This is a genomic window from Massilia sp. METH4 (assembly GCF_037094685.1).
In the GTDB taxonomy this organism is placed as follows: domain Bacteria; phylum Pseudomonadota; class Gammaproteobacteria; order Burkholderiales; family Burkholderiaceae_D; genus Rugamonas.
On record NZ_CP146614.1, the window covers coordinates 949,826 to 963,106 of the forward strand.

General features: G+C 67.0%; 10 protein-coding genes. 2 read left to right on the plus strand and 8 right to left on the minus strand.

Annotation, left to right across the window (positions count from 1 at the left end; all coding sequences use genetic code 11):
- Positions 1–128: 128 nt before the first annotated feature.
- A complete protein-coding gene (locus V6Z91_RS04225) occupies positions 129–791 on the minus strand; it encodes a hypothetical protein (protein ID WP_338767055.1) in 663 nt (220 codons plus the stop codon).
- 530 nt (positions 792–1,321) lie between these two features.
- On the opposite strand from V6Z91_RS04225, the gene V6Z91_RS04230 reads away from it, so the two are divergent.
- Both V6Z91_RS04230 and V6Z91_RS04235 read left to right on the plus strand, forming a co-directional pair.
- Positions 1,322–3,868 (plus strand): M4 family metallopeptidase, encoded by a 2,547-nt coding sequence (locus V6Z91_RS04230; RefSeq protein WP_338767058.1) that lies wholly within the window; start codon positions 1,322–1,324, stop codon positions 3,866–3,868.
- A gap of 170 nt (positions 3,869–4,038) precedes the next feature.
- A complete protein-coding gene (locus tag V6Z91_RS04235; RefSeq protein ID WP_338767061.1) occupies positions 4,039–5,253 on the plus strand; it encodes a Xaa-Pro peptidase family protein in 1,215 nt (404 codons plus the stop codon).
- Here the strand turns inward: V6Z91_RS04235 and paaZ are convergent.
- The 7 genes from paaZ to paaG are packed head-to-tail and all read right to left on the minus strand — an operon-like array spanning position 5,250 to position 13,258.
- Positions 5,250–7,286: a phenylacetic acid degradation bifunctional protein PaaZ gene (gene paaZ / locus V6Z91_RS04240; protein ID WP_338767064.1), complete on the minus strand. Its 2,037-nt coding sequence runs from the start codon at positions 7,284–7,286 to the stop codon at positions 5,250–5,252. The genes V6Z91_RS04235 and paaZ overlap by 4 nt on opposite strands.
- 12 nt (positions 7,287–7,298) lie before the next feature.
- On the minus strand, positions 7,299–7,907 hold the full coding sequence (locus tag V6Z91_RS04245) for a phenylacetic acid degradation protein PaaY (RefSeq protein ID WP_338767067.1): 609 nt from the start codon (positions 7,905–7,907) through the stop codon (positions 7,299–7,301).
- Positions 7,908–7,913: 6 nt separating this feature from the next.
- Positions 7,914–9,116 (minus strand): 3-oxoadipyl-CoA thiolase, encoded by a 1,203-nt coding sequence (gene pcaF, locus V6Z91_RS04250; protein ID WP_338767070.1) that lies wholly within the window; start codon positions 9,114–9,116, stop codon positions 7,914–7,916.
- Between the two features lies 1 nt (position 9,117).
- On the minus strand, positions 9,118–10,440 hold the full coding sequence (paaK, locus tag V6Z91_RS04255) for a phenylacetate--CoA ligase PaaK (protein ID WP_338767072.1): 1,323 nt from the start codon (positions 10,438–10,440) through the stop codon (positions 9,118–9,120).
- A gap of 28 nt (positions 10,441–10,468) precedes the next feature.
- Positions 10,469–10,921: a hydroxyphenylacetyl-CoA thioesterase PaaI gene (paaI, locus tag V6Z91_RS04260; protein ID WP_338767074.1), complete on the minus strand. Its 453-nt coding sequence runs from the start codon at positions 10,919–10,921 to the stop codon at positions 10,469–10,471.
- The gene (paaH, locus tag V6Z91_RS04265; protein ID WP_338771724.1) at positions 10,911–12,467 is read right to left on the minus strand and encodes a 3-hydroxyacyl-CoA dehydrogenase PaaH; all 1,557 of its coding nucleotides are present in this window, start codon (positions 12,465–12,467) and stop codon (positions 10,911–10,913) included. Before paaH ends, paaI begins: the two co-directional genes overlap by 11 nt.
- Positions 12,467–13,258, minus strand: coding sequence for a 2-(1,2-epoxy-1,2-dihydrophenyl)acetyl-CoA isomerase PaaG (paaG, locus tag V6Z91_RS04270; RefSeq protein ID WP_338767076.1), 792 nt, complete (start codon positions 13,256–13,258; stop codon positions 12,467–12,469). The genes paaH and paaG overlap by 1 nt, the downstream gene beginning before the upstream one ends.
- Positions 13,259–13,281: the final 23 nt, after the last annotated feature.

The window sequence follows — 13,281 nt, forward strand, 5'->3', positions numbered from 1 at the left end:
GTGTCTGACACCGGTTTTCCCATGAAGCATCAACACGGCTTGCCCGAGAGGCGCTGGATGCCTCGCCGGAAAACCGGTGTCACACACCATTTCCTTCGGAAATGATGTCTGACACCAAGGAACCGCGCTCAGTGCGTCACCATCCCCGCCAGCACCGCGAACGCCGCCCCCGCATGCTCCCGATCCATGATCAGGGTCAGCTCCGAATGCGTGGAAATCATGTTCACGAGGTTGACGTTGTCCCATGCCAGTTTCTTCAGGATGGCATGGTAGACGCCGGACGTGCGGTGCGATTCGTCCGATAGCTGCAGGGTCACGGCGTTCAGGTTGTCGAGGCGGGCGAGCAGGCATTCGCCGTCGAACACGGCTTCCACGAGCGGAATCAGCGGGCGGCTGCAGACCACCATCGCTTCGTTCACGTTGCGCGTCACCGTCAGGAACATGTCGCCGCGGCGATCGGCCCTGGCCAGCAGTTCGCGGTGGCAGGCGTCGGTGCGGGCCGACTCGCGCCATGTCAGTTCGACGAGGTCGGTGCGTGCGGTCAGCTGCCCGGTCTTGCGCGCCAGCGCGATTTCCTGCGCTCCCGCGCCCTGCGCGGGCAGGCGTTCCGATACGCGGCGCAGTGCCATCACGACGGCGGCTTGCCCCACGGGTTTCCACAAGTCGCTTTCCAGCTGCGGCTGCAGCTGGCGCGCCAGTTCGGACAGATTGATCAAGCCACGGCGCAAGCCCTCGCTGAGAAAGGGCGAATCCATGACGATGCGTTCTACTTTGGTAGCGATGGACAGCATGGCTCCACGCCCGCGAGGGCGCTCCTTGTAAAAGTCATGCGTCGCGCCGCCGCCGGGCACGGGGCGACGGGCTGGACGCGAAGGATGTTATCGGCGCGGCGGCTGCCTATGTAGGTGGCGCGCGGTGTGGAGCCTGGATGAAGCGAAGGTGTGCTTGCGTGGTCATGGTTGCTTCCCTGAAGTGTGCCTCAGCGCTTATTTATGCCCGTAACGTTGTACCTTCCCGGTGCGCTGTTCTTGTTGGCCCGGCGGGCCTGGTTGGCCACGCCGGTGTCACTGTAGTGTACGGCTAATTGTTGCTTGAGCGTGCAAAACCGCGGCACATTTCGCGACCGTTGCATCGCGCATACAAAATAGACCAATCGTGCGCTCAGGACCGAATGTTCGCGCTAGGCAAGGTGTCCCATTCTTAACAAAAACGAGCTCAGCGACTCATTTCGGAAGATTTTTGACTTGCCTGTTGCCTATTGCATAACGTCGCGGTTCACCCGCGTTCATGGCGGGCCTGTCACTTCACTTCTGGAGATGAAATGAACCTTCGCTTGAGCATCCTGGCGGCCGCGATCGCCATCCTTCCCTTCGGCGGCGGCGCCGCCGCCCAATCGCGCGGCATGCTGCCCGACAGCCTGATGGCCGGCCCGGCCCAGGAGCTGACGGCCACCGCCAAGGCGGGTCTCGAGAACCGCCTGGCATCGCGCCGCGTCGCGGCCGGCCTGGACGAAGATCATGGCTTCAGGATCGGCCGGCAGCAGCCCGGTGCGCAAGGCACGCGCATCGTGCGCGCGCAGCATACGTGGAAGGGCTTGCGGGTGTTCGGCTCGGACTCGGTCATCGTCACGGATGACGACGGCGAGATCGTCAGCGAGTCCGCTTCCAATCGCCGTGAGGGCCTGGACGGCTCGCGCGCCAACCTGGCCAGCTCCCGTCCGGCGCCGGACGTGACGCCGGCGATCGCCAAGGAAGATGCCATTGCCGCCGTGATGCGCCGCGTCGCACCGCTGGGCAAGCATCGCTGGAAGCCGGAAGCGGAGTTGCTGATCTATCCGGTCATGAAGACCGTGCGCGTGCCCGGCGCGGAGAACAAGGCCGAAAGCGCGCTGAACGCGCTGGACGTGGAAGAAGTGGTCGAGCGCTATGCGCTGGCCTACCTGGTGCAGACGCGCATGGTCGTCAACAAGAGGCTCATCTACCGCGACAGCATCCTCGACGCCCACACCGGCGAAGTGATTGCCGAGTGGGATGCGCTGCAGACCGTGGCCGGCACCGGCAAGAGCCAGTACAACGGTACCGTGCCGATCAATACCACGCTCTCGGGCAGCACCTACCAGATGCTGGACGGCTCGCGCGGCACCGGCGGGCGCTTTGGCGGCATGGCGATCACCAATGCGAACCATGCGCCGGAATCGAATCCGACCCCCGGCAACATCTACACCAACAGCACCAATACCTGGGGCGACGGCCAGCAGTACATCAACGGCGGCAGCACCACCAACGCCAACGGGCAGACGGCCGCGGTGAATGCGCTGTGGGGCCTGATGAACACCTATGACGCGATGAAGAACGTGCTGGGCTGGCAAAGCCTGGACGGCAACAATACGTCGACCTATATCGCCGTGCACGTCGACAACCAGTACGACAACGCCTTCTTCGACCCGAGCTGCAAGTGCATGTACATCGGCGACGGCGGCACGGCGTTCTACAACCTCGGCTCGATCGACGTGATCGGCCACGAGATGCACCACGGCGTGACGGATGCCACGTCGAACCTCGTGTACTCGGGCGAGTCGGGCGGCTTGAACGAATCGTCGTCCGACATCGGCGGCGAGATGACGGAAGCCTATGCCCGCGCCGGTGGCACCGGCAGCGTGATCCCCGCCACGGGCAACGATTGGGTGATGGGTCGCGAGATCAGCCGAACCGGCCAGCCGCTGCGCTATATGTACAAGCCGAGCAAGGATGGCAGCAGCCCGAACGCGTGGAGCAACACGATCAAGAACCTCAACGTGCACTACAGCAGCGGCCCGAACAACCGCATGTTCTACTTCCTGTCGCAGGGCTCCAATTCGAGCAGCAGCAGCGAGTACTACAGCTCCTACCTCACCCAGCAGCCGCTGGCGATGACGGGCATCGGCAACGACAAGGCCTTCCGCATCTGGTTCAAGGCGAATACGACGAAGTTCACCTCGTCCACCAACTATGCCGATGCGCGCCTGAAGATGATCGCCTCGGCCGAGGAACTGTATGGCGCGGGCAGCCGCGAAGCGATCGCCGTGCGGCGCGCCTACGCCGCGATCAACGTAGGCACGGACGTGGCCGAAAGCGGCACCGGCGGCACGGCCCTGGCGATCGCCACGCAGCCGGCCAACATGACCGTCTCTGCCGGCGGCACCGCGCGCTTCACCGTCGCCGCCTCGGGCGGCACGGCACCGTACAGCTACCGCTGGTACCGCAACAACTCGCTGATCAGCGGCGCCACGGCGGCCACCTACTCGTTCACCGCCCAGTCCACCGACAACGGCGCCGTATTCAAGGCTACCGTGACCGACGCGGCGGCAGCCACCGCCACCTCGGGCAATGCGACGCTGACGGTCAGCGGCACCGGCGGCGGCACGGGCAGCGAGCGGGTGGTGAACGGCGGCTTCGAATCCGGCACCACCGGCTGGGCCGGCAGCACGGGCGCCATCGGCACCTTCGGCGGCCAGACGGCCTACGAAGGCAGCCGCTACGCCTGGCTGGGCGGCAACGGCGCCACGGCCACCGAAACGCTGACGCAGGACGTGGCGATCCCGTCGACGGCCACGTCGGCCGCGCTGTCCTTCGCGCTGCACATCGACACCGCCGAAACCGGCACCACCGTCTACGACAAGCTGGTGGTCACGGTGAAGAACAGCGCCGGCACCACGCTGGGCACGCTGGCCACGTACTCCAACGCCAACGCCGCCGCCGGCTACCAGGTGCGCACCTTCAGCCTGCTGGCCTACAAGGGGCAGACCGTGCGGCTGTCGTTCGCCGCGACGGAAGACTCGTCGCTGCAGACATCGTTCGTGGTCGACAAGGTGAGTGTGGTAACCCAGTAACAGGGAAGTAACGGGGACAGTCCCCACCCGGAATCCGTTGCGTTTTTGCCGCGCGAGCATGGCGAAACGTGGCAACCGCGCAACGATCCACGGCTGGGGACTGTCCCCGATTTTTTACAACAGTTCCGAGGGGCGCTGATATGATGCCCGCTTCGTTGGAAGGAGCGGGCATGGGCATTGGCGGGAAGACGGTCGAACAGGCACTGGCCAGATTGGTGGACATGACGGCGGGGGCGGTGCCGATCGGGCGCGAGGAGCACCTGGCGCGCATCGCGAAGGCGCAGGCGTATATGCGCGCGCAGCAGGTCGCGGCGGTCTGGTTGAACGCGGGCACGAACCTGCTGTACTTCACGGGCATGAAGTGGCACCCGAGCGAGCGGATGGTGGGCGCCATCCTGCCGGCCGAGGGGCCGCTGGTATATCTCGCGCCCGCCTTCGAGGAAGCCACGCTGAAGGATTTCATGCTGGTCGATGGCCACGTGCATACGTGGCACGAGCACGAAGACCCGTGCGCGCTGTTCGCCGGCGTCATCAAGGGCCTGGGCATCCCGCCCGGCGCGCACATCGGCATCGACGAGAGCACGCCTTTCTTCACCTCCGACGGCATCCGCCAGCAAGCCCCGGACTACACCCTTGTCAATGCGAAGGCGGTGACGGCGTTTTGCCGCACCCGCAAGTCGCCGGCCGAAATCGCGCTGATGCAGCGCGCCAAGGACATGACGATGGCCGTGCACATCGCCACCGCCAGCATCCTGCGGGTGGGGATCACCACGAAGGAAGTCGAAGCGTTCATCGACCGGGCGCACCGCAAGGTGGGCGCGCCGGCCGGCTCGTATTTCGTGATCGTGCTGTTTGGCGAGGCGACGGCATTCCCGCATGGCGTGTCGTACGTGCAAACCCTGAAGGACGGCGACACGGTGCTGATCGACACCGGCTGCAAGCTGCACGACTACATCTCGGATATCACGCGCACCTATGTGTTCGGCACGCCGAGCGAGCGCCAGCGCGCCGTCTGGAATGCGGAAAAGGCGGCACAGCAGGCAGCGTTCGAGGCAGCCCGACTCGGTGTGCCCTGCGAGGAAGTGGACGCGGCGGCACGCCGCTCGCTGGAGGCCAGCGGCTTCGGCCCCGGCTATGCACTGCCGGGCCTGCCCCACCGCACCGGCCACGGCATCGGCCTCGACATCCACGAATGGCCCTACCTCGTGGGTGGCGACAAGACGCCGCTCGACGTGGGCATGTGCTTCTCGAACGAGCCGATGATCTGCGTGCCGGGCGAATTCGGCATCCGCCACGAAGACCACTTCTACATGACGGAAAACGGGCCGCGCTGGTTTACCCGGCCGGCCCGCTCGATCGAGGATCCGTTCGGATTGGCAGGCTAGGCCCGCTTCGACACCAGCGTCAGGATGTCATAGCTGGCCACCAGCTCGTCGTTCTGGTTCGTCACCTGCACATCCCACGCGACGACGCCCTGCCCCACGCCCCTGTCGTCGGTGCGGTTGCGGTCGACCTTGCGCTTGCACGTGAGCCGGGCGCGGATCGTGTCGCCGATCGCCACCGGCGTGATGAAGCGCAGGTTGTCCAGCCCGTAGTTGGCCAGCACCGGTCCTGGCGCCGGCGACACGAACAGGCCCGCCGCGGCCGACAGCACGAAATAGCCGTGCGCGATGCGCTTGCCGAACTGCGTGTCCTTCGCGGCGATATCGTCGAAGTGCATGTAGAAGTAGTCGCCGGAGACGCCGCCGAAGTTCACGATATCTGCCTCGCTGACCGTGCGCCGGTGCGTGAGCAGTGAATCGCCCACCTGCAAATCCTCGAAATGGCGGCGGAACGGGTGCACCTCGGATTCGCGCACCGCGCCACCGCGCACATATTCGCCGGTGATCGCGGACAGCATCGTCGGCGAACCCTGCACCGCCGTGCGTTGCAGGAAGTGCTTGACGGCGCGGATGCCGCCCAGTTCCTCGCCGCCGCCGGCACGCCCCGGGCCGCCATGCTTCAGTTGCGGCAGCGGCGAGCCGTGGCCGGTCGAGTCCACGGACGCCTCGCGCTCCAGCACCAGCACGCGACCGTGATGGGCCGCCGCCACCGGCACCGCATAAGCCGCGGTGCGCGGGTCCTTCGTCACCAGCGTGGACACGAGACTGCCCTTGCCTTTCGCCGCCAGCGCCAGCGCCTCGTCGATGCCCTCGTACGCCATCAGGGTGCTGACCGGACCGAACGCCTCGATGTCGTGCACGGCCTCGTTTTCCATCGCGTTGCGGCACATGACCAGCGTGGGCGCGAAGAACGCGCCATCCTGCACGCCGTCGCCCACCAGCTTCAGCTCGCCGCCGTGCAGCAGCTCGTTCCCCGCCAGCAGCCGCTCGACCTGGGCGGCAACGTCGCGCTGCTGGTCCTTCGAGGCCAATGCACCCATGCGCACGCCTTCGATGGCCGGATCGCCGATGGTTACCTTGGACAGGCGGTCGCGCAGCCGTTCCGCCACCGCGTCCACCCGCTCGCGCGGCACGATCACGCGACGGATCGCCGTGCACTTCTGCCCCGCCTTGCCCGTCATCTCGCGCGCCACTTCCTTGATGAAGAGGTCGAATTCCGGATCGTCCGGCGTCACGTCCGGCGCCAGGATCGCGCAGTTCAGCGAGTCCGCTTCGGCCGTGAACGGCACCGAGTTGGCGATCAGGTTGCGGTTCGAGCGCAGCTTCTGCGCCGTATCGGCCGAACCGGTGAAGGTCACGGCATCGAAACCCGTGAGCCGGTCCAGCAGGTCGCCGGTGCTGCCGATCACCAGTTGCAAGGCGCCATCCGGCAACAGGCCGGAGTCGTGCATCATGCGCACGAGCGCTTCCGTCACGTAGCTCGTGGCCGTGGCCGGCTTGCCGATGCACGGCATGGCGGCCAGGAAGCTGGGCGCGAATTTCTCCAGCAAGCCCCAGATCGGGAAATTGAAGGCATTGATGTGCACCGCCACGCCGCCGCGTGGCACGAGGATGTGCGTGCCGGCAAAGCCGCCGCGCTTGCCGAGCGCCATGGCCGGGCCTTCGTGCAGCACGTTCGACGAGGGCAGTTCGCGGCTGCCAATGCTGGCGTAGGCGAACAGCGTGCCGATGCCCCCTTCGACGTCCACCCAGCTGTCCGGCCGGGTGGCGCCCGTGAAGCGGGAAATCTCGTACAGGTGCTCCTTGCGCTCCATCAGGTACAGCGCCAGCGCCTTCAGGCGCGCGGCGCGCTGCTGGAAGTCCAGCGCCATCAGCGCCGGGATACCCGTCTTGCGGCCATAGTCCAGCACTTCGCCGAAATCGATCGTTTCGGCATGCGTGTGGTAGATCAGGCTGTTGTTCAGCGCCGAGTGCAGCGGCTGGTGCGCTTCCCTGCCGTGCCAGCGGCCTGTGACAAAGCTTTGCAAAGTACCCATGTTCGTCTCCGTTCAGGTTGTTTTCTTGTGCACGTGCAGCGGGACCGAGCTTTCCCAGGCGATGCGCGGCCGGTCTGGCTCGGGTTCCGCGAGCGCTTCCACTTCGCGCATCGTCTCGCGCGAGCGCACGGCCAGTTCGTGGTACTGGGCGGTGCCGACATTCTTCCACGCGATTTCGGCATCGCTTACGGCGCGCACGATGCGCGCCGGCGTGCCCATCACCATGCTGCGCGGCGGAATCTCCATGTTCGCCTTCACGAAACTCATGGCCGCCACGATGCTCTCGCTGCCCACCACCGCGTTATCCATCACCACCGCATTCATGCCGACGAGGGCGTTGCGCCCGATGCGGCAGCCGTGCAGCACGGCGCCATGCCCGATATGGCCATCCACCTCGACCACCGTATCCGTGTCGGCGAAGCCATGCATCACGCAGCCATCCTGCACGTTCGAGCCCTCTTGCAGCACGATGCGGCCGAAGTCGCCGCGCAGCGAAGCCAGCGGCCCCACATAGCAGCGCGGCCCCACCATCACGTCGCCGATCAGCACTGCAGTCGGGTGCACGTAGGCGCTCGGGTGCACGACCGGGCGCACGCCATTGATCTCATAGACTTTGACCATCGCCGTTCAAACCCGTTCGATCACCACGGCGATGCCCTGCCCCACGCCGATGCACATCGTGCACAGTGCGTGGCGCCCGCCCGTGCGTTCGAGCTGGTTGACGGCCGCCGTGACGAGCCGGGCGCCGGAAGCGCCCAGTGGGTGGCCGAGCGCGATCGCGCCGCCGTGCGGGTTGACGTGCGCCGCGTCATCGGGCAAGCCCAGGTCGCGCGTGACGGCCAGCGCCTGCGCGGCGAACGCCTCGTTCAACTCGATCACATCCATCTGCCCGATCGACAGCCCCAGCTGCGCCAGCACCTTCTTCGAGGCCGGCGACGGGCCGAAGCCCATGATGCGCGGCGGCAGCCCGGCCACGGCCATGCCCAGCACTTTCGCGCGCGGCTTCAGCCCGTACCGTTCGACCGCCGCGCCCGATGCCAGCAGCAGGGCCGCGGCGCCGTCATTGACGCCGGAGGCATTGCCGGCCGTAACGGTGCCATCCGGCCGCACCACGCCCTTCAGCTTCGCCAGCTTGTCGGACGTGGTATCGGGCCGCGGGTGTTCGTCCGTATCGAATACCATCGACTCGCCCTTCTTCGAATGCAGCGTGACGGGTACGATCTCGGCCTGGAAAATACCGGCGGCGTGCGCGGCGGCCCAGCGCTGCTGGCTGCGCAGCGCGAACGCATCCTGGTCGGCGCGGTTCACGCCGAATTCCTGCGCCACGTTCTCCGCCGTCTCCGGCATGCTGTCGATGCCGTGCAGCTCCTTCATCTTCGGGTTGACGAAGCGCCAGCCGATCGTTGTATCCTCGATCTTCGCGGTGCGGGAGAACGCGCTGTCGGCCTTGCCCATCACGAAGGGGGCGCGCGTCATGCTTTCCACGCCGCCGGCGACGACGAGGTGCGCCTCGCCGGCACGGATCGCCCGCGCCGCCGTGCCCACCGCGTCCAGGCTGGAACCGCACAGCCGGTTGATCGTGTTGCCCGGCACGTCGGGCGGCAGGCCGGCCAGCAGCGCGGCCATGCGGCCCACGTTGCGGTTGTCCTCCCCGGCCTGGTTGGCGCAGCCGTACAGCACGTCGTCGACCCGGCTCCAGTCGATTCCTGCGTTGCGCTCGATGAGCGCGCGGATGGGAATGGCGGCCAGGTCGTCCGCCCGCACGTTCGCCAGCGCGCCGCCGAACCGGCCGAACGGCGTGCGGATTGCGTCGATAATGAATGCTTCCATGTCAGTTCCTCGGGCGTTTGTCGATCACGCGGCGGGCCTTGCCCGTCAGCGTGCGTTCGATGCCGTCGGTGCCCACCACGCTCACGCGCGTGGATACGCCGACATGCGTCTTGATGCAGTGTTCCAGCTCCCGTGCCAGCTCCAGGCTGGCCGACTCGGGCACCTCGGGCCGGCGTTCGGCGACGACGTCGAGCTTGTCCAGGTGTCCTTCGCGCGTGACGACGAGCTGGTACTGCGGCGCCAGCCGCGGTATTTTCAGGATGAGTTCCTCGATTTGCGTGGGGAACACGTTCACGCCGCGGATGATCAGCATGTCGTCCGACCGGCCCGTGATCTTGCCGATGCGGCGCATTGCGCGCGAGGTGGGCGGCAGCAGGCGCGTTAGGTCCCGCGTCCGGTAGCGGATCACCGGCATCGCCTCCTTCGTCAGCGACGTGAACACCAGCTCACCTTCGGCGCCGTCCGGCAGCACCTCGCCCGTTTCCGGATCGATGATCTCCGGATAAAAATGGTCTTCCCAGATAACCGGGCCATCCTTGCTCTCGATGCATTCGCTGGCCACGCCAGGGCCCATCACTTCGGACAGGCCGTAGATGTCGACCGCGTCGATACCGGCGCGCTGTTCGATTTCGCGCCGCATCGCCTCGGTCCACGGCTCGGCGCCGAAGATGCCGACCTTCAGCGACGACGCGGCCGGATCGATGCCCTGCTTCTGGAATTCCTCGATGATGTTGAGCATGTACGAGGGCGTGACCATGATGATCGAAGGTTCGAAATCGCGGATCAGCTGCACCTGCTTTTCGGTCTGCCCGCCGGACATGGGAATGACCGTGCAGCCGAGCCGCTCGGCGCCGTAGTGCGCCCCAAGGCCGCCCGTGAACAGGCCGTAGCCGTAGGAAATATGCACCATGTCGCCGGCGCGGCCGCCGGCCGCGCGGATCGACCGGGCCACCACATCGGCCCAGGTATCGATATCGTTGCGCGTATAGCCGACCACCGTGGCCTTGCCGGTGGTGCCGCTCGACGCATGGATGCGCACCACCCGTTCGCGCGGCACGGCGAACAGGCCGAACGGGTAGTTGTCGCGCAGCGTCTTCTTGTCCGTGAACGGGAATTTCGCCAGGTCGGCCAGCGTTTTCACGTCCTCCGGATGCACGCCTTTCGCGTCGAACGCGGCGCGGTAGTGCGGCACGTTGTCGTAGGCATGCCGCAGCGTCTTCTTCAGGCGCTCGAGCTGCAGGGCCTGCAGCTCGTCGCGGCTGGCGCGCTCGATCGGGTCCAGCTCGTCCGGCGCAGGGGTACGCGCGGTTGCAAATTCACCCATGGGTCTCCTCCAGTTGAAACTTCAAGCCTCAGACGACCGTGCCCGCCACCCGGTGCGACTTGCCCCGGAACGTGGCGATCAGCCGGCCCTCCTGATTGACGACGTCGACGTCGTAGATGCCGGTCTTGCCGGCGAGCGCCCGTTCGACCGCCTCGGCGGTGAGCAGGTCGCCGTGGCGCCCGGGCGCCAGGTAATCGATGGTGCAGCCCGCGCCCACCGTGTTGTGGTTATGGCTGTTGCAGGCGAAGGCGAACGCGCTGTCGGCCAGCGCGAAGATGAAGCCGCCGTGGCAGGTGCGGTGGCCGTTCAGCATGTCCTCGCGCACGCGCATCGACATGCGCGCATAGCCGGGACGGATCTCGTCCAGGGTCATGCCCAGGCCCTGGCTGGCGGGATCGCGCTCGAACATGGCGGCGCCGGCCGCCTCGGCCAGCGCCTGCGGGTCCAGTTTTTCGTCCAGGTGCAGGGAATCATTCGGCATGGATGGCCTTTCCACTGGCCTGGCGCCGGCGCAGCAGCGGCGACACGCGGTAGCGGTCCTCGCCGTACGCGGCAGCCAGGTTGTCCAGCACCTTCACGATGTGGCCGGCGCCGACCTCGTCGGCCCACGCCAGCGGTCCTTTCGGATAGTTGACGCCCTTCTGCATTGCCATGTCCACGGCGTGGGCGCTGCACACCCCCTGGTGCACCGCGTCGGCCGCCTCGTTGGCCAGCATGGCCACGGTGCGCATCACCGCGAGGCCGGGCACGTCGTCCAGTCGCGTCACGGCGAATCCGGCGGACTGGAACAGCGCCACGGCCGCCTGGTACGCCGCTTCGCCACACTGGTCGGCACGGGCGATGGCGATCCGCGCGGCATGGGGGGCATCGAGCACCAGGTCGAACACCACGGTGTCGTCATGCTTGTTGGCGCGGGCACGCGCGGTGGCGGTGCGGCCATCGGTCAGGTAGATGGCGGCGCCATTGCAGTGGAAAGCGGGCGCCTCGCCGTGCTGGTGGCCCTCGGCGGACGTGCGGCGCGTGACGTGCAGGCCGTGCGCCTCGAAGCGCGCCAGCATGGGCGCCGTCAGCGCGGCGTTGGCACCCGCTTCCAGACTGTAGCCCACATATTCCGGCCTCGGGCAATTGGGTTCGCTTTTCGGCTGCGGCGGCACTGCGTTGTCGGCATAGCGGTAGAAACCGCGGCCCGTCTTGCGGCCCAGGAAGCCGGCATCGACCATCTCGCGCTGCAGCACCGACGGCGTGAAGCGCGGATCGCCGTAGAAGGCGTCGAACACGGATTTCGTGACGGCGTAGTTGACGTCATGCCCGATCAGGTCCATCAACTCGAACGGGCCCATGCGGAAACCGCCGGCTTCGCGCAGCACCGCGTCGATCGTGGCCGTGTCGGCCGCACCCTCGTTCAGCAGCCGCCACGCCTCGGCGTAGTACGGCCGGGCCACGCGGTTGACGATGAAGCCGGGCGTCGATTTCGCATGCACGGGGATCTTGCCCCAGGCGGCGGCGGTATCGTGCACCGCTTGCGCCACCGCCTGTTCGGTAGCGAGGCCGCTGACGATTTCGACCAGCGCCATCAGCGGCACCGGATTGAAGAAATGCATGCCGACGAGCCGCTCGGGATGGCGCAGCGGCGCGCCGATCGCCGTCACCGAGATCGACGACGTGTTGGTGGCCAGGATGGCGCCGGCCGCCACGATGCCTTCCAGCTCGGTAAACAGCGCCCGCTTCGCATCGAGGTTTTCAACGATCGCCTCGACCACGAGGGCGGCATCGGCCACGTCGGCCAGCGCCGGCACGGCATGCAGCCGGCCGCGCGCCGCTTCCGCGTCGCCGCCGCTCATCCGGCCTTTTGCCGCCAGCTTGCCGAAGGCGCCGGCAATGTCGTCGACGGCCTTGGCCAGCGCCTCCGGCCGGGCATCGTACAGCTTGACGGTATGCCCGGCGGCGGCGGCCACCTGGGCGATGCCGGCGCCCATGGCGCCGCTGCCGATCACGGCAACGATGGAATCCCTGGTCAGCGCCGCCATCATTCCCCCTTGAAGTGCGGGGTGCGCTTGGCCACGAAGGCGTCGACGCCTTCGCGGTAGTCGTGGCTGTTGCCCAGCTCGCGCATCATGTCCGTTTCCAGCTTCAGCTGGGCGTGCAGCGAGTTGCAGGCCGAGAGCTGCATCGCCCGCTTCGTGTAGGCGAGGCCCTTGGTCGGCGCGCAGGCGAAGTGCTCGGCCATGGCCATCGCTTCCGTCATCAGCGCGTCGTCCGGCAGCGCCTTCCAGATCAGGCCCCACTCCTCGGCGCGCTCCGCCGTGAGCTTCTCGCCCAGCATGGCCAGGCCCATCGCCCGCGCCGGGCCGATCAGCCGCGGCAGGTGCCAGGTGCCGCCCGTGTCCGGGATCAGGCCCAGCTTGCAGAACGATTCGATGAAGGTGGCCGACTTGGCGGCCAGCACGATGTCGCAGGCCAGCGCCAGGTTCGCGCCCGCCCCCGCCGCCACGCCGTTGACGGCGCAGATCACGGGCATCGGCAGGTCCTTGATTGCCATGACCAGCGGCGCATAGTATTTTTCCACGGATTCGCCCAGGTCGACCGGCTGGCCGCCAGGGGCGACGGCCCGGTCGGACAGGTCTTGCCCGGCGCAGAAGCCACGGCCCGCGCCGGTCAGCAGGAGCACGCGCGCGCTCCGGTCGGCGCGGACCTTCTCGAAGGCGTCGCGCACTTCCAGGTGCATGGCCTGGGTAAAGCTGTTCAGTTTATCCGGGCGGTTCAGCGTGAGCCTGGCGATGCCGGCTTCAATGCTGAACAGGATGTTTTGGTAGGTCATTGGCTGTCTCCTCCAGTGATTCG